Genomic DNA, 16338 nt, shown 5'->3' with positions numbered 1-16338 from the left:
TGCATCTGTCCCGTTTATCCGGAACCGGTCATTCATCCCGCCAGAATTTTTGATTAACGCTTGCCTTATGGCAAGCCACTTGGAAGCATGCTGACTATGGCTACGATTCATGTAGACGGCAAAGAATACGACGTAAACGGGGCCGACAACCTGTTACAGGCTTGTCTCTCCCTGGGACTCGATATTCCTTACTTTTGCTGGCATCCGGCGCTGGGAAGCGTCGGCGCTTGCCGCCAATGTGCGGTAAAGCAATACCAAAACGCAGATGACACGCGTGGGCGTTTGGTGATGTCCTGTATGACGCCAGCCACCGATGGAACCTTTATTTCCATTGATGACGGTGAAGCCAAAGCGTTCCGTGAGAGTGTGGTTGAATGGTTGATGACTAACCACCCACACGATTGCCCGGTCTGTGAAGAAGGGGGTAACTGTCATTTACAAGATATGACAGTGATGACCGGCCACAGTTTCCGCCGCTATCGCTTTAGCAAACGGACTCACCAAAATCAGGATCTCGGCCCGTTCATCTCTCATGAAATGAACCGCTGTATCGCCTGTTATCGCTGCGTACGTTATTACAAAGATTATGCTGATGGCACTGACTTTGGTGTCTACGGTGCGCACGATAACGTCTACTTTGGTCGCACCGAGAGCGGCACGCTGGAAAGCGAGTTCTCTGGTAACCTGGTAGAAGTGTGCCCGACCGGTGTATTCACCGATAAAACCCATTCCGAGCGTTATAACCGTAAATGGGATATGCAGTTCGCGCCAAGTATCTGCCAGCAGTGCAGTGTAGGGTGTAACACTAGCCCAGGTGAACGTTATGGTGAATTGCGCCGTATCGAAAACCGCTACAACGGCAGCGTGAACCATTACTTTATGTGTGACCGCGGCCGCTTTGGTTATGGCTACGTCAACCGCAAAGACCGCCCACGTCAGCCGCAGCAATTGCGTGGCAATGACTGGATCCACCTCAACGCCGAGCAGGCGATGCAAGGTGCGGCGGATATTCTGCGTCAGGCGAAGAAAACCATCGGTATCGGTTCACCGCGTGCCAGTCTGGAAAGCAACTTTGCGTTGCGTGAACTGGTGGGTGCGGAAAACTTCTATACCGGCATCGCCGCAAGCGAACAACAACGCCTGCAACTGATGCTGAAAGTGCTGCGCGAAGGCGGTATCTACACGCCAGCATTACGTGAAATTGAAAGCTACGACGCCGTGCTGATTTTGGGTGAAGATTTGACTCAGACCGGTGCTCGTATCGCGCTGTCTGTTCGTCAGGCAGTGAAAGGCAAAGCCCGTGAAATGGCGGCAGCACAAAAAGTGGCTGACTGGCAGATTGCGGCGATTATGAACATCGGCCAACACGCTAAACATCCGCTGTTTATCACCAATGTTGATAACACCCGCATGGATGATATCGCGGCATGGAACTATCGTGCGCCAGTGGATGATCAGGCTCGGTTAGGTTTTGCCATTGCGCATGCATTGGATGAATCTGCCCCTGCGGTAGCTGACCTGGATCGTAATCTGAAAGGTAAAGTGGATATCATCGTGCAAGCCTTGGCGGGTGCGAAGAAACCACTGATTATTACCGGCAGCAGTGCTGGCAGCGATGCCATTATTGAAGCCGCCGCTAACGTGGCAAAAGCCCTGAAAGGCCGTGGTTCGGATGTCGGTATTACTTTCGTTGCCAGTGCAGCTAATAGCATCGGTCTTGCTATGATCGGTGGTGGTTCACTGGATCAAGCGCTGGAGTTGTTGACTCAAGGTGACGCTGATAGCGTTATCGTGATGGAAAACGATCTCTATCGCCACGCGGCGCAAGATAAAGTTGATGTGGCGCTGGATAAAGTGGCTAACCTGATTGTGGTTGATCATCAGCGCACCGCCATTATGGATAAAGCGAACTTAATTCTGTCAGCGGCCAGTTTTGCTGAAAGTGACGGTACGCTGGTCAATCAGGAAGGCCGCGCTCAGCGCTTCTTCCAGGTTTATGACCCAACTTATTATGACGACCCGAAAAAACCAGAAAGCCGCAGCATCATGCTGGAAAGCTGGCGTTGGCTGCATTCGCTGCACTCAACTTATACCAGCCGCCACGTGGACTGGACACAACTTGACCATGTGATTGCGGCCTGTGTTGCAGCATTGCCGCAGTTGGAAGGGATTGTTGAAGCCGCACCCGATGCCAGCTTCCGTATCCGTGGTCAGAAACTGGCTCGTTCACCAATCCGTTACAGTGGCCGTACTGCCATGCGTGCGGATATCAGTGTGCACGAACCGCGCCAACCGCAGGATATCGACACGCCGTTTGCCTTCTCAATGGAAGGGAACAACAGCCCACTGGCTGACCGTCAGCAGATCCCATTTGCCTGGGCACCGGGCTGGAACTCACCGCAAGCATGGAATAAATTCCAGGCTGAAGTGGGCGGCAAGCTGCGCTTTGGTGATCCGGGTATCCGTTTGATTGAAGCAGGGGAGGGAACGCTCGGTTACTTTGATTCTATACCTGCCGCCTTTACCGCCAACGGCGAAAACTGGCAGATTGCCCCTTACTATCATCTGTTTGGTAGTGAAGAGATGTCTCAGCGTTCAGATGTCATCCAGCAGCGCATGCCAGCACCTTATGTGATGGTCAATCCTGCTGATGCGGCCCGTCTCGGGGTAAACCTCGGTACGTTGGTGGAGTTCAACTGTGCCGGTCAGACCTTGCGTCTGCCAGTGCGTTTGAGTGAAACCTTGGCTCAGGGTCAGGTCGGCTTGCCGCTTGGCTTACCGGGTATTCCGCCGATTATGGTGGGTGCGCGCGTTGAGAATCTGCGGGAGGCAGTACTATGAGCTGGTTTACCCCTGAATTGATTGAGATTTTAATCTCTGTCCTGAAAGCGGTAGTGATTCTGCTGGTCGTGGTGACTTGCGGTGCATTTATGAGCTTCGGCGAGCGTCGCTTGCTGGGCTTGTTCCAGAACCGTTATGGGCCAAACCGTGTCGGTTGGGGCGGGTCATTGCAGCTGGTGGCTGACATGATCAAAATGTTCTTCAAAGAAGACTGGGTACCGCGCTTCTCCGACCGGGCTATCTTTACCCTGGCTCCGGTGATTGCCTTTACCTCGCTGCTGCTCTCCTTTGCCATCGTCCCGGTCAGCCCGACCTGGGCGGTTGCGGATCTGAATATCGGTATTTTGTTCTTCCTGATGATGGCGGGGCTGGCGGTATACGCGGTGCTGTTCGCCGGTTGGTCGAGTAATAACAAATATTCTCTGTTAGGGGCGATGCGTGCTTCAGCGCAAACCCTAAGCTACGAAGTGTTCCTCGGCTTATCCTTGATGGGCGTAGTGGCGCAAGCTGGCTCCTTTAACATGCAGGATATTGTTAACTCTCAAGAGCACGTCTGGAATGTTATCCCGCAGTTCTTTGGTTTTGTGACCTTTGCTATTGCGGGGGTTGCCGTCTGTCACCGTCATCCCTTTGACCAGCCAGAAGCTGAACAAGAACTGGCCGATGGTTACCACATTGAATATTCCGGTATGAAATTCGGTCTGTTCTTCGTCGGTGAATACATCGGTATCGTGACTGTCTCTGCACTGATAGTCACCTTATTCTTCGGCGGCTGGCAAGGCCCGTTCTTGCCGCCATTTATCTGGTTTGCGCTGAAAACGGCTTTCTTCATGGTGATGTTCATTCTGATCCGTGCATCCTTGCCGCGCCCACGTTATGACCAAGTAATGTCATTCGGCTGGAAAGTTTGCCTGCCGTTGACCCTGCTGAATCTGCTGGCGACTGCCGCGGTCATTTTGTACAACGCTCAATAAGGGGTGAATGAACCATGACGTTAAAAGAGTTAGTGGTTGGTTTCGGCACCCAAGTGCGCAGCCTGTGGATGATTGGCCTTCATGCCTTCCACAAGCGCGAAACCCAAATGTATCCGGAAGAGCCGGTTTACCTGCCGCCGCGTTACCGTGGCCGTATCGTGCTGACGCGCGACCCCGACGGTGAAGAGCGCTGCGTTGCGTGTAACCTGTGTGCGGTTGCCTGTCCGGTCGGCTGTATTTCATTACAGAAAGCCGAGCACAAAGATGGCCGTTGGTATCCAGAGTTTTTCCGTATCAACTTCTCTCGCTGCATTTTCTGCGGCCTGTGTGAAGAAGCTTGCCCAACCACCGCTATCCAGCTGACGCCGGATTTCGAAATGGGTGAGTTCAAACGCCAGGATCTGGTGTATGAGAAAGAAGACTTGTTGATCTCGGGGCCGGGTAAATATCCGGAATATAACTTCTACCGGATGTCCGGTATGGCGATTGACGGCAAGCAGAAAGGCGAAGCCGAAAATGAAGCCAAACCGATCGACGTTAAAGGTCTGATGCCTTAGGAGCCAGCGTCCATGGAATTTGCATTTTATATTGCAGCATTGGTGGCAGTGGTGGCGACTATTCGCGTTATCACTCACACCAACCCGGTACATGCGCTGCTGTACCTGATTATCTCTTTGCTGGCTATTTCGGCGGTGTTCTTCTCATTGGGGGCTTACTTTGCCGGTGCGTTGGAAATCATTGTTTACGCCGGTGCCATTATGGTGCTGTTCGTGTTCGTGGTGATGATGCTGAACCTGGGCAATGTCGAGCAACAAGAGCGCGATTGGCTGAAACCGAGCTTGTGGATTGGCCCTGGTTTACTGGCATTGGTACTGCTTACCGTGCTGATTTATGCCATCAGTTCAGTCACTGATTCCGGTATTAGCGGTGAAATGGTCGATGCCAAAGCGGTCGGTATCAGCCTGTTCGGCCCTTATGTATTGGCGGTGGAACTGGCTTCAATGCTGCTGCTGGCCGGTCTGGTGGTTGCCTTCCATATCGGGCGCGAACACAAGCCGGGTGAAGTGCTGGGCGCAAGCGAAAGCGCGAAAAGAAAAACGGAGGAACAAGCATGATCCCTCTACAACATGGCCTGATCTTAGCGGCCATTCTGTTTGTGCTGGGGCTGACGGGGTTGATTATTCGTCGCAACCTGCTGTTTATGCTGATAAGTCTTGAAGTGATGATCAACGCGGCGGCGCTCGCCTTTGTGGTGGCGGGCAGTTATTGGGGTCAGGCTGACGGTCAGGTGATGTATATCCTGGCGATCACGCTGGCGGCGGCGGAGGCCAGTATTGGTTTGGCACTGCTGTTACAGCTGTATCGTCGCCGTCATACTCTGAATATTGACACAGTCAGTGAGATGCGCGGATGAACCTATTATATTTAACAATTCTGCTGCCACTGCTGGGCTTCTTGCTGTTGGCATTCTCCCGTGGGCGTTGGTCTGAAAATACCTCAGCCACTGTCGGGGTGGGATCGATTGGTCTGACGGCACTGGTGACACTGTATGTTGCCGTGGACTTCCTCAGTCAGAAGGCAACTGGGGTGCAGGTGTTTAACCAAACACTGTGGAACTGGATGTCGGTCGGCACCTTCAACATTCCGTTGACCCTGACACTGGACGGTTTGTCGCTGACCATGTTGTCTGTCGTCACTGGCGTGGGCTTCCTTATCCACATGTATGCCTCTTGGTATATGCGTGGAGAAGAGGGCTACTCCCGCTTCTTCGCCTACACCAACTTGTTTATCGCCAGTATGGTGGTTTTGGTGCTGGCCGATAACCTGATGCTGATGTATTTGGGTTGGGAAGGTGTGGGTCTGTGCAGTTATCTGTTGATCGGTTTCTACTACACCAATCCGGCTAACGGCGCGGCGGCGATGAAAGCCTTTATCGTGACCCGTGTGGGTGACGTGTTCCTGGCTATCGCGCTGTTCATCCTGTATCAGGAACTGGGCACGCTGAACATTCGCGAGCTGATGGTATTGGCACCGCAGAAACTGGAAATGGGCTCGACCGCCATTACCTGGGCGACGCTAATGTTACTCGGTGGTGCAGTGGGTAAGTCGGCGCAGTTGCCGTTACAAACCTGGCTGGCCGATGCGATGGCAGGCCCAACTCCGGTTTCCGCGCTTATCCATGCGGCTACCATGGTCACCGCCGGTGTCTATTTGATTGCCCGTACTCACGGTCTGTTCCTGATGGCACCAGAAGTGCTTCATCTGGTGGGTATTATCGGGGCAGTGACCTTGGTGTTGGCGGGCTTCGCGGCATTGGTGCAAACCGACATCAAGCGGGTGTTGGCCTATTCCACCATGAGCCAGATTGGCTACATGTTCCTGGCGCTCGGCGTTCAGGCGTGGGATGCGGCTATCTTCCACCTGATGACTCATGCATTCTTCAAAGCGTTACTGTTCCTCTCCTCGGGTTCAGTGATTCTGGCCTGTCACCACGAGCAAAATATCTTCAAAATGGGTGGTCTGCGTAAGACTATTCCATTGGTGTATATCTGTTTCCTGGTGGGTGGCGCGGCGCTGGCAGCATTGCCCATCGTCACCGCAGGCTTCTACAGTAAAGACGAAATTCTGTGGGGCGCATTGGCCAGTGGCCATATCAATCTGATGGTCGCCGGGCTGGTTGGGGCATTCCTCACCGCGCTGTATACCTTCCGGATGATTTTCATTGTGTTCCACGGCGAGCCAAAAACCAAAGCACATCCGGTCAAAGGGATCACTCACAGCCTGCCGCTGATAGTGTTGCTGGTGCTATCGACATTTGTTGGCGCGCTGATAACTCCGCCGCTGGCGGGTGTATTGCCAGAGCTTCATTTCGGTGAAGAGGGCAAAATGCCGCTGGAAATCTTCTCCGGCGTGTTGGTGGTGATGGGTATCGCACTGGCAGCAATGCTGTATCTGGGCAAACGTCAGCTGGTCAACAGCATCGCGCAAAGTGCGCCGGGCCGCTTCTTTACGGTCTGGTGGTTCCACGCGTGGGGCTTCGACTGGCTGTACCATAACGTGTTTGTCCGCCCGTATCTGTGGATTGCAAGATTGTTGCAACGTGATCCGCTGAACTCACTGATGAATACCCCGGCGATACTTTCGCGCTGGAGTAATCGCGGTCTGACCGTCAGTGAAAATGGACAGGTGCGTTGGTATGTCGCGTCTATGGGTTTGGGTGCAGTCGTTGTACTGGCTCTGTTGCTTTTCGTTTAATTAGGGACACAAAACGCCATGCTATTACCTTGGCTAATTCTTATCCCCTTTATCGGCGGCTTACTGTCTTGGCAGTGTGAGCGCTTCGGTACCAGAGTACCGCGCTGGATAGCGCTACTCGCGATGGGGCTGACATTGGTGCTCTCCTTGCAGTTGTGGGTGCAGGGCAACTATTCACTGATGAACCCGGCGGGTATCCCGCAGTGGCAGTCAGAATTCATCTTGCCGTGGATCCCACGGTTCGGCATCTCATTCCATCTGGCTTTAGATGGTTTGTCACTGCTGATGGTGGTGCTGACCGGCCTGTTGGGTGTGCTGGCTATCCTCTGTTCGTGGCGTGAAATTCAGCGCAATCAGGGCTTTTTCTACCTGAATCTGTTGTGGATTCTGGGTGGGGTCATCGGCGTGTTCCTCGCCATCGACATGTTCCTGTTCTTCTTCTTCTGGGAAATGATGTTGGTGCCGATGTACTTCCTGATTGCTTTGTGGGGTCATAAAGCATCAGACGGTAAAACCCGCATCGCGGCGGCCACCAAGTTCTTCATCTATACCCAGGCCAGTGGCCTTATCATGCTGATTGCCATTTTGGGGCTGGTGTTTGTGCACTACAACGCCACCGGTATCTGGACTTTCAACTATGAAGATTTGTTGAAAACCCCGATGTCCCACAATGTGGAATGGCTGCTGATGTTGGGATTCTTTATCGCTTTTGCGGTAAAAATGCCGGTTGTGCCATTGCACGGTTGGTTGCCAGATGCGCACAGTCAGGCACCAACAGCAGGTTCTGTCGACCTGGCGGGGATTTTGCTGAAAACCGCAGCTTACGGTTTGCTGCGCTTTAGCCTGCCACTGTTCCCGAATGCCTCGCATGAGTTTGCGCCAATCGCCATGTGGCTGGGTGTCATCGGTATCTTCTACGGTGCGTGGATGGCCTTCTGCCAGACCGATATCAAACGCCTGATTGCTTACACCAGCGTATCGCACATGGGTTTTGTGTTGATTGCCATCTATACCGGCAGCCAACTGGCTTACCAAGGCGCGGTTATCCAGATGATTGCCCACGGCCTGTCAGCCGCCGGTATGTTCATCATCTGCGGTCAGCTGTATGAGCGCCTGCATACACGTGATATGCGCCAAATGGGCGGCCTGTGGGGGCGAATCAAATACTTGCCTGCACTATCGCTGTTCTTCGCGGTGGCAACATTGGGGATGCCGGGTACCGGTAACTTCGTGGGCGAATTCATGATCCTGTTCGGTAGCTTCCAGGTGGTTCCGGTGATTACCGTGATTGCTACTTTTGGGCTGGTTTTTGCTTCGGTTTACTCGCTGATTATGATGCAGCGTGCTTATTACGGCGCGCCAAAATCTGAAGAAGCATTACCGGGCATGAGCGCCAGGGAACTGTCCATCATCCTGCTGTTAGTGGTGTTGCTAGTGTTGCTGGGGGTTTACCCGCAGCCAATTCTTGACACCTCCCATGCTGCGATGAGTAATGTACAGCAGTGGTTCAATGCTTCATCTATTACAACTACAAGGCCGTAATTCGCCATGACAATAACTCCTCAACAACTGCAAGCAATGCTACCGCTGTTGATCGTCGGATTGACGGTGGTGGTTGTGATGCTGTCCATTGCGTGGCGACGCGATCATTTTATCAACGCCACTCTGACGGTTATCGGGCTTAACCTGGCGCTGCTGTCACTCTACTTTGTCGGCCAGGTCGGGCCGATGGATGTCACACCGCTGATGCGGGTTGATGGCTACGCGATGTTCTACATCGGGCTGGTGATTGTGGCCAGTCTGGCGACCAGCACCTTTGCTTATCCGTGGCTCAATGGCTATCCGGATAACCGCGAAGAGTTCTACCTGCTGGTGCTGATTGCGACTATGGGCGGTATTTTGCTCGCCAGCGCCAATCATCTGGCATCGCTGTTCCTTGGTATCGAGCTGATTTCCTTGCCGCTGTTTGGTCTGATCGGCTATGCCTATCGCCAGAAGCGCTCACTGGAAGCCAGCATCAAGTACATGCTGCTGTCTGCGGCGGCATCGTCATTCCTGCTGTTTGGGATGGCGCTGCTGTATGCTGAATCCGGTAGCTTGTCTTTCGCCGGTCTGGGTAAAAGCCTGAGCGACTCCATGATTCACCAACCGCTGATTTTGGCCGGTCTGGGGATGATGATTGTGGGTCTTGGCTTTAAGTTATCGCTGGTGCCGTTCCAACTGTGGACGCCGGATGTGTATCAGGGCGCACCTGTCCCGGTATCTACTTTCCTGGCGACCGCCAGTAAGATTGCCATCTTTGCGGTGGTAATGCGCTTGTTCCTGTACGCGCCAGCCGCTGACAGTGAAGCGGTGCGTTTAGTGCTCTCGCTGATTGCGGTGGCCTCGATTCTGTTCGGCAACCTGATGGCTATCAGCCAGACCAACATCAAGCGTCTGCTGGGTTATTCCTCTATCGCGCACCTTGGCTATTTGCTAATTGCGTTGGTGGCAGTGCAAACCCATCAATTGGCACTGGAAACTGCCGGTGTCTATCTGGCAGGTTACCTGTTCAGTAGCTTGGGTGCTTTCGGTGTGGTCAGCCTGATGTCCAGCCCGTACAAAGGCCCGGATGCGGAATCACTGTTCTCTTATCGCGGGTTGTTCTGGCACAAGCCAATTCTCTCTGCGGTGATGACGGTGATGATGCTGTCACTGGCGGGTATCCCAATGACATTAGGCTTTATCGGTAAGTTCTTTGTGGTGGCAATGGGTGTGAGCGCCAACCTGTGGTGGTTGACCGGTGCCGTGGTATTGGGCAGTGCCATCGGCCTGTATTACTATCTGCGCGTGACTGTCAGCTTGTATCTGAGTGCGCCGGAAACCCTGGTTCGTGATACACCAAGCAACTGGGCATTGACTGCCGGTGGTGTGGTGGTGCTGATTTCCGCGATTTTGGTACTGGTGCTGGGTATCTATCCGCAACCGCTGATTTCGCTGGTTCAGTTGGCGCAACCGCTAATGTAATTCGGTGTTAAATCGACAATACCAACCCCCTGTCAGCAACTCTGGCAGGGGGTTTTGTTTTATGGGGTATTTAAGGTTGTTTCAGACTGGATAGGGTGAAGCACTGAGGGGGAGAGATGTTTTGTTCGGTTATTGTTATGGCCGATTATTTCACTCTATTCTTAAGGATATTTATGAAACTGCCTTGTGTTTCCTCGCCCAACATGTCTGTTAGCTCTTCTAATCAAAAACTGACCATTAAGAATAAATCACCAGAGCACTCTGCTGAAATAAAGTTATCCAAAAGCAAGCAACCACAACAAACAGATTTCAATTGTTCTGTAAGTAAGAACTTAAATAAGATTATTTCTGAATTAGAGCGAGTGTTTAACTACGATGATTATGACAAAAAAAAATCTATTTATATGAAGCTTTGGGATGAAATAAATAAATGCAAAGACAATCATACTTATGTGTTATTGGAAGCTCAAGCAGGCAAAGGTAAACGCAACAATGCATTAAGCTGTTTTTTGGTAGAACATGGGTGGCGCTTGACACACACAAATACGAAATATCCGTCAGAAAGTCGAGTTCTTGACGATTTTTGTCGGGAAGCCCTTTGTGAACAAGCTCTCAGGAAATTAGTAACCAGAGGGATACAAAACGTAATAGTCTCGATTGTTGACAAGAAGAAGCATTCACTAAATTGGAACGCGAATGAAGAGCAAAAAAATCAAGAAAGTATTATTTCAAAAATATCTTACATTTTAGGTTTAACTACAGATAAAACTGACGGCGCTAAAGAACGCTTAGGCATGGATCCTATTTCTAATATTATATACTCTTTTGCGGCTAAGGATTTACTTTCTATTCGGGAACAGGTTGGCGGGGAAAATCCGGCTTTAAATATAACGCATACCATCGCTGATTCTTATTATAGATGCCATAGTGAGAAAGAAAATTTGCCAAGTGAAGAACTTATTGACTGCGTACAGAATGAAATAATGGAAACTATCTATAGTAACAGTGCAATTTTAACTCAAGGTATATCATCTTCTATTGATCCAGAATCCAGCGCATATAGGATTATTTCTAAAACCATACTCGATCCTATCATTAGCGTTATGTACGAACAACAGGTGGTGTCAAAAATACAATCTAACACTTACCGTGAAAATAATGGGAAGAAGAAATCCACGATAGAGATTCAAAAAGAATATTTATTGACAGATGAAACATTGGATTTGAAGAGTAGCCAGATTTATAAAGATGTTAAGAATTATTTACTGAGTATTAATGAAAATCTCACTGAAGACGATATCACATCATGTGCTAAAGATTATTATGAATTTTTCCGTGAGAAATTAAAGCTTAATGTTCCTTCTCTGGCACAACTGGAATATTTGCAATTGCTAAATAGAAATCACAATCACAATAAGAATCAGAATAAACGCAATGGTATTGTTTTTGACCGATAATAACAGTGCTAGTGTGATTTGTATCACAATATAAATGTAATATAATTATATATATCATTTGGAATGTGATTTAAATCGCTAAAATTCCTCTCAGTTCAGGTAAGCTGCGCAACTTTCACACAATACATTTTCTCTTTTAACGTTTTGCGCAGGTGAATACTGATGAACATTATTCTGATGATTGCCATTACCACCGGCATTCTCTCAGGTATCTGGGGTTGGCTTGCGGTCAGCCTGGGGCTTATCAGTTGGGCGGGGTTTCTGGGCTGCACCGCCTATTTTGCCTGCCCACAAGGTGGTTTAAAAGGATTGCTGATTACGCTGCTAACCTGTGTGAGCGGGGTATTCTGGGCGATGATGATTATTCAGGGGAGTGCGATACAACCTGAATGGACCATCCTTGGCTATGTTCTAACGGGTATCGTGGCGTTTTTGATGTGTATTCAGGCCTGCCAGCAGTGGTTATCCTTTGTTCCCGGTACTTTTATCGGCGCTTGCGCTACCTTTGCCGGTAATGGTGACTGGAAACTGGTGATTGTCTCGCTGTTAGTCGGGGTAGTGTTCGGTTACGCCATGAAGAACAGCGGGTTGTGGTTGGCGGCGCGGCGGAGTCAAGGGAGGCGTTCCTTGGGAGCGCCGGTTGATATTGATTAGGTGATCCGGTTCGGTTGATATAACTTTACGGCTGACTTAGCTTCGGGCATGTGAACCGCAGAGCGGATCAGGTTTCGAGGTATATTCGTTCAGATTATCGGTTCGGTTGACATGAGATCGGTGTTCACTTGACCTCCTGCGCCTCAACCGCCAAAGGGGTTACCAGCGCGTAACCCCCTTGGAACCCCTGCGCTAGCGCACGTATCGCTTGCCCACTTCGCGGGTCCCCTCACTCATCATTTCGCTGGCGGGACGGCTATTATAGCCTCTTCGAGGCTACCCTCCGGGCCAACGCAAGCGTTGTTCAAAACAGCTTCGCAGTGTTGTCGCGGGTCCCTCCGCGTGACGCCTAAATCCGCCGTCCATGGCGGATTTCCCTTGCTACACTCTTCACTCGGCAGCTCAAATGTGCTTTAAACGTCAAAACCTAAAAGCAAGGTTTTGATTTTGACCTTGAGCGCAATTAGGAATATTACCGACAAAGACGATGGCCCGAGTGAGCCGCCATGGATAATGAAATGGACGCTCCAACTTTTACGGCATCAGAGTGCCTAAATGTGAGTGTTAAAACTCAGAAGAAGGAGCGTCCACATGAAAGTATCTACTCTTGGTATCGACTTGGCAAAAAATGTTTTCCAGCTTCATGGTGTCGGCTGCAACGGTCAAACTGTCCTTAAGAAGAAACTCACCCGCGATAAATTCCTCCCTTTTCTCATGCAACTTGAACCTTGCTTGATTGGCATGGAGGCCTGTGCTTCCAGTCATCATTTTGCGCGTGTTTTACGGCAGTATGGGCATGAGGTTAAACTCATTCCCCCTCAGTATGTGAAACCTTATGTCAAAACGAATAAGACGGATGCCGCTGATGCAGAAGCCATTTGTGAAGCTGTTGCACGGCCTAATATGCGTTTTGTTCAGATTAAAACGGCAGAGCAACAAGCTATTCTGGTGCTGCATACCGAGCGAAATATCCTTATCCGCGAACGCACTGCTTGTGCTAATAGTATGCGGGCCATTTTGGCTGAATTTGGCATTATCATGCCTCGCACATTAAGTCAGCTGTATAAGAAAGTCCCTGAAATACTGGAAGAATATGATAACGAGTTATCACCTTTTGTCCGTTGTAGTGTCGCACGTCAACTTGAACACCTTCAGGGTGTGGAAGATCAAATCACGTTGATCGAACAAGAACTTAGCAGTTGGGCAAAAACACAACCCGCCTGCCAGCGGGTCATGAAAGTCCCTGGTGTGGGATTGATGACGGCGACCTACCTTGTGGCGTCAGTGGGGAATGGGCAACAATTTCATTCAGCGAAACAGTTTGCTGCCTGGTTGGGATTGGTGCCGAGAGAGTTCTCCAGTGGTGGTAAGCAGAGATTGGGCCGAATCAGCAAAAGAGGTGACCGCTATTTCCGTTATCTTCTGGTCCATGGTGCGCGGGCAGTTGCAGCCGTTATTGAGAGACACAAAGACAATATGCCGTGGCTTTACAGGCTGTTGAGTAAAAAGGCCTATAACGTAGCCGTTGTGGCACAGGCCAATAAAACGGCACGTATTTTGTGGTCGATGCTGGTTCATCATACGGAATATCGAACCTTATCCGCGGTTTGAGATAATCTCAAACACGGACAAGGCTCAAGAAAAAAAGTGAATACGTTTCAGGTAATTGCAAGTGTAATTATTGAGATGGCAAAACAGGTAAGACCGCAAGTGAGAAACTCCGTGAGCCGCCGGGGCATTTGGCCCGTAAGGATGATAGGAACTCACTTGGCGGATTTCATCATGGTTCGGGCGCAATCGCGCCCATAAAGAAACCGGATATATGGCTGCAATACCTGAGCGCTATTTTCAAGAAAAAACACTTGGTTTATTGGGAGCGTCCATATACGGCGGCGAAAAGCGCGCTTGAGCAGGAGCGAATCGCGCTGGCTCGATAAGGCCAACGACTGCCGGAGGGCACTGCGAATAGCAGTAATATTTCGCGCAAGCCGCAGGTGCAGGAGGGCCGGCTAGCCCTCCTGCTCGGTTGAGGCGACAGAGGTAAGGTGATAACTGAACGACTATCAACCGAAACCTGATTCGGTATCTATCAACCGAAATAATACCGAATTAGATAAGATGATTCGCCACTTTAACCACTATCTTGCGCAGCGGTGCAACTTCGCCTAATGTTCCCATTGGACGGTGTAACTCACCAGGGAACAGCAAGGCGATATCACCCGGAGCCAGAGTTAATAAAGTTTCGGTGGTAATGCCTTCAAGTAATCCGTAATCCCGCTCGCTATCAAAATCCATCGTTGGGCGCTGGCCCTGAGCTGATGGTGAAGCACCAATCACCTCACTGCCTTCCAGCAGAATATGAATATCAATGTAATAACGATGCAATTCAGGTGCTTGCTCATACAATGGTTTCGATGAGGCAATAATGTGATTGAGATAAATCTCACTGCCTTCAATGTCTAATTCACCGGCGGGTAAATTGGCTAAATCCATCTTGCTGATGGTGGCCAGTGTGCGACGGATTGCATCTGGGTAAAGTGGGTTATTCACCGCGCTTTTCAATTCATCAAGTATCATAACTATTCCTATATTTCTGCGTATGCATCATGCCGAGGATTTAAGCACAGTGACTGATGTTATTTTCCTGCTCCAGTGCGGTAATACAGTGTTTAACAACACCAGCAATGTCGGGCGATATATCAATTGGAATGATGTCTGGTTCGCGGGCATCAGGGGCTTCCAGTGTCGCGAACTGGCTTTTTAATAGACTCTCCGGCATAAAATGCCCCGCCCGTTGCTGCATTCTGCGTAATACCAAATCGTAATCGCCCGTCAACCACAGAAAGCGAACTCCCTGATTGCCCTCGCGCAGACGGTCGCGATACTGTTTTTTCAGCGCTGAACAGACTAAAAAACCGACTTCATTTTTTTGTTGCAGGCTATATGCCACGTCACTTAGCCGTTCAAGCCACGGGGCACGGTCACTATCATTAAGCGGCTGACCTGATGCCATCTTTTGGATGTTGGCACGTGGGTGCAGATCATCGCCATCAATAAATTTGGCGTTAAGTGCCTGTGCCAGCGCTTGGCCTACACAGGATTTACCCGTACCGGATACGCCCATCACAATAATGCATTTCCCAGACATAACTTTCCCCTGCCGCTTATCAGACTGCAACTAACATCCCGCCATCAACAAACAGCAGATGACCATTAACAAAGTCTGATGCTTTGGAAGAGAGATACACCGCGGCACCAATCAACTCTTCCGGATCCCCCCAACGGGCGGCTGGCGTGCGTTTGCACAGCCAATCGGTGAATGCTTTATCGTCCACTAGTGCTTTTGTCATATCCGTTTTGAAATAACCAGGCGCAATACCATTGACCTGAATATTGTAACGGGCCAGTTCAACACACATCCCACGCGTCAACATTTTCACGGCACCTTTAGAGGCAGCGTATGGCGTGATCGTGTCGCGGCCTAATTCGCTTTGCATTGAACAAATATTAATAATCTTGCCGCGTTGGCGTTTAACCATATAACGGGAAACCGCTTGTGAAACCAAGAATACGGATTTCTGATTTACCGCAATCACATCATCCCAATCTTTTTCAGGGAATTCGGTAAAGGCGTGGCGGCGTTGAATACCGGCATTATTAATTAAGATGTCAATGGCACCAATATTATTTTCTATTTGTGTAATCGCGTCATTAACAGCATCATGGTCAGTGACATTAAATGCCGCGGCATAAGCAACAAAACCGCTGTCGCGTAATTCTGTAGCGGCTTTTTCTGCGCGTTCTGCGGTAATATCATTAATTATTATTTCTGCGCCAAATTCGGCCAGACCTTTTGCTAATAAAAAACCAATACCTTGAGCGGAACCGGTAATTAATACTTTGCGGTTTTCTAACGAAAATAAATTCTTCATAATAATTCCTGATAGAAATGGCGCTTATTAAGCGACATTATAAAATAAATATTATTGAATAATGGCGGTGTGAAAACATGTGCCTATCAAACCGTTTTCCGCTTGGGTAAACTGTGATGAAGATCACTTTAATTCATGTTACGACAAGCTGTTACCACTTACGTGAGCGACATCGCCTTGGTGACGATAAAAGAGGACTATTTGTGTGGGGTTTGTTCT

Annotated in this window: 14 protein-coding genes; 11 read left to right on the top strand and 3 right to left on the bottom strand. The window is 50.0% G+C overall.

Annotated elements, in window-relative coordinates:
• The first annotated feature begins 96 nt into the window (after positions 1 to 96).
• From nuoG to FGL26_RS08485, 11 genes are all read left to right on the top strand, one after another.
• Positions 97 to 2841 carry an NADH-quinone oxidoreductase subunit NuoG gene (gene nuoG, locus FGL26_RS08535; protein WP_005171689.1) on the top strand — a complete coding sequence of 915 codons (2745 nt, stop codon included), beginning with the start codon at positions 97 to 99 and terminating at the stop codon, positions 2839 to 2841.
• Positions 2838 to 3815 (top strand): NADH-quinone oxidoreductase subunit NuoH, encoded by a 978-nt coding sequence (nuoH, locus tag FGL26_RS08530; protein ID WP_005159221.1) that lies wholly within the window; start codon positions 2838 to 2840, stop codon positions 3813 to 3815. Before nuoG ends, nuoH begins: the two co-directional genes overlap by 4 nt.
• Positions 3816 to 3829: 14 nt before the next feature.
• Positions 3830 to 4372, top strand: coding sequence for an NADH-quinone oxidoreductase subunit NuoI (gene nuoI / locus FGL26_RS08525; RefSeq protein WP_005171687.1), 543 nt, complete (start codon positions 3830 to 3832; stop codon positions 4370 to 4372).
• Positions 4373 to 4384: 12 nt separating this feature from the next.
• Positions 4385 to 4930: an NADH-quinone oxidoreductase subunit J gene (nuoJ, locus tag FGL26_RS08520; protein WP_005159228.1), complete on the top strand. Its 546-nt coding sequence runs from the start codon at positions 4385 to 4387 to the stop codon at positions 4928 to 4930.
• Entirely contained in the window at positions 4927 to 5229 is a 303-nt protein-coding gene (gene nuoK / locus FGL26_RS08515) for an NADH-quinone oxidoreductase subunit NuoK (RefSeq protein ID WP_005159229.1), read from the top strand. Before nuoJ ends, nuoK begins: the two co-directional genes overlap by 4 nt.
• Positions 5226 to 7070, top strand: coding sequence for an NADH-quinone oxidoreductase subunit L (nuoL, locus tag FGL26_RS08510; protein ID WP_005171685.1), 1845 nt, complete (start codon positions 5226 to 5228; stop codon positions 7068 to 7070). Before nuoK ends, nuoL begins: the two co-directional genes overlap by 4 nt.
• A gap of 18 nt (positions 7071 to 7088) precedes the next feature.
• Positions 7089 to 8612 carry an NADH-quinone oxidoreductase subunit M gene (gene nuoM / locus FGL26_RS08505; protein ID WP_005171684.1) on the top strand — a complete coding sequence of 508 codons (1524 nt, stop codon included), beginning with the start codon at positions 7089 to 7091 and terminating at the stop codon, positions 8610 to 8612.
• 6 nt (positions 8613 to 8618) lie between these two features.
• A complete protein-coding gene (gene nuoN, locus FGL26_RS08500; protein ID WP_032912772.1) occupies positions 8619 to 10076 on the top strand; it encodes an NADH-quinone oxidoreductase subunit NuoN in 1458 nt (485 codons plus the stop codon).
• A 173-nt stretch (positions 10077 to 10249) separates the two neighbouring features.
• Positions 10250 to 11533, top strand: a complete 1284-nt coding sequence (locus FGL26_RS08495) for a hypothetical protein (RefSeq protein WP_227745795.1) — start codon at positions 10250 to 10252, stop codon at positions 11531 to 11533.
• Positions 11534 to 11695: 162 nt separating this feature from the next.
• Positions 11696 to 12187, top strand: a complete 492-nt coding sequence (locus FGL26_RS08490; RefSeq protein ID WP_005171678.1) for a DUF1097 domain-containing protein — start codon at positions 11696 to 11698, stop codon at positions 12185 to 12187.
• Positions 12188 to 12778: 591 nt separating this feature from the next.
• Positions 12779 to 13798 (top strand): IS110-like element ISYen1 family transposase, encoded by a 1020-nt coding sequence (locus tag FGL26_RS08485; protein WP_080287090.1) that lies wholly within the window; start codon positions 12779 to 12781, stop codon positions 13796 to 13798.
• A 498-nt stretch (positions 13799 to 14296) separates the two neighbouring features.
• Here FGL26_RS08485 and FGL26_RS08480 read toward each other — a convergent pair whose 3' ends face one another.
• The 3 genes from FGL26_RS08480 to idnO are packed head-to-tail and all read right to left on the bottom strand — an operon-like array spanning position 14297 to position 16119.
• Positions 14297 to 14764, bottom strand: coding sequence for a NanQ anomerase/TabA/YiaL family protein (locus FGL26_RS08480; RefSeq protein WP_032912769.1), 468 nt, complete (start codon positions 14762 to 14764; stop codon positions 14297 to 14299).
• Between the two features lie 40 nt (positions 14765 to 14804).
• Entirely contained in the window at positions 14805 to 15335 is a 531-nt protein-coding gene (locus FGL26_RS08475; RefSeq protein WP_005171665.1) for a gluconokinase, read from the bottom strand.
• A 19-nt stretch (positions 15336 to 15354) separates the two neighbouring features.
• A complete protein-coding gene (idnO, locus tag FGL26_RS08470; protein WP_005171664.1) occupies positions 15355 to 16119 on the bottom strand; it encodes a gluconate 5-dehydrogenase in 765 nt (254 codons plus the stop codon).
• Positions 16120 to 16338 lie beyond the last annotated feature (219 nt).

Source organism: Yersinia enterocolitica subsp. enterocolitica (assembly GCF_901472495.1).
Taxonomy (GTDB): Bacteria; Pseudomonadota; Gammaproteobacteria; order Enterobacterales; family Enterobacteriaceae; genus Yersinia; species Yersinia enterocolitica.
This window is presented reverse-complemented; position numbering and strand designations above follow the sequence as displayed.

Bases quoted from the DNA above. Each gene is read 5' to 3' on its own strand.
- nuoG (WP_005171689.1), top strand. From the start codon at position 97: ATGGCTACGATTCATGTAGACGGCAAAGAATACGACGTAAACGGGGCC.
- FGL26_RS08495 (WP_227745795.1), top strand. From the start codon at position 10,250: ATGAAACTGCCTTGTGTTTCCTCGCCCAACATGTCTGTTAGCTCTTCT.
- nuoH (WP_005159221.1), top strand. From the start codon at position 2,838: ATGAGCTGGTTTACCCCTGAATTGATTGAGATTTTAATCTCTGTCCTG.
- idnO (WP_005171664.1), bottom strand. From the start codon at position 16,119: ATGAAGAATTTATTTTCGTTAGAAAACCGCAAAGTATTAATTACCGGT.
- nuoN (WP_032912772.1), top strand. From the start codon at position 8,619: ATGACAATAACTCCTCAACAACTGCAAGCAATGCTACCGCTGTTGATC.
- nuoI (WP_005171687.1), top strand. From the start codon at position 3,830: ATGACGTTAAAAGAGTTAGTGGTTGGTTTCGGCACCCAAGTGCGCAGC.
- FGL26_RS08490 (WP_005171678.1), top strand. From the start codon at position 11,696: ATGAACATTATTCTGATGATTGCCATTACCACCGGCATTCTCTCAGGT.
- nuoM (WP_005171684.1), top strand. From the start codon at position 7,089: ATGCTATTACCTTGGCTAATTCTTATCCCCTTTATCGGCGGCTTACTG.
- FGL26_RS08485 (WP_080287090.1), top strand. From the start codon at position 12,779: ATGAAAGTATCTACTCTTGGTATCGACTTGGCAAAAAATGTTTTCCAG.
- nuoJ (WP_005159228.1), top strand. From the start codon at position 4,385: ATGGAATTTGCATTTTATATTGCAGCATTGGTGGCAGTGGTGGCGACT.
- FGL26_RS08475 (WP_005171665.1), bottom strand. From the start codon at position 15,335: ATGTCTGGGAAATGCATTATTGTGATGGGCGTATCCGGTACGGGTAAA.
- FGL26_RS08480 (WP_032912769.1), bottom strand. From the start codon at position 14,764: ATGATACTTGATGAATTGAAAAGCGCGGTGAATAACCCACTTTACCCA.
- nuoK (WP_005159229.1), top strand. From the start codon at position 4,927: ATGATCCCTCTACAACATGGCCTGATCTTAGCGGCCATTCTGTTTGTG.
- nuoL (WP_005171685.1), top strand. From the start codon at position 5,226: ATGAACCTATTATATTTAACAATTCTGCTGCCACTGCTGGGCTTCTTG.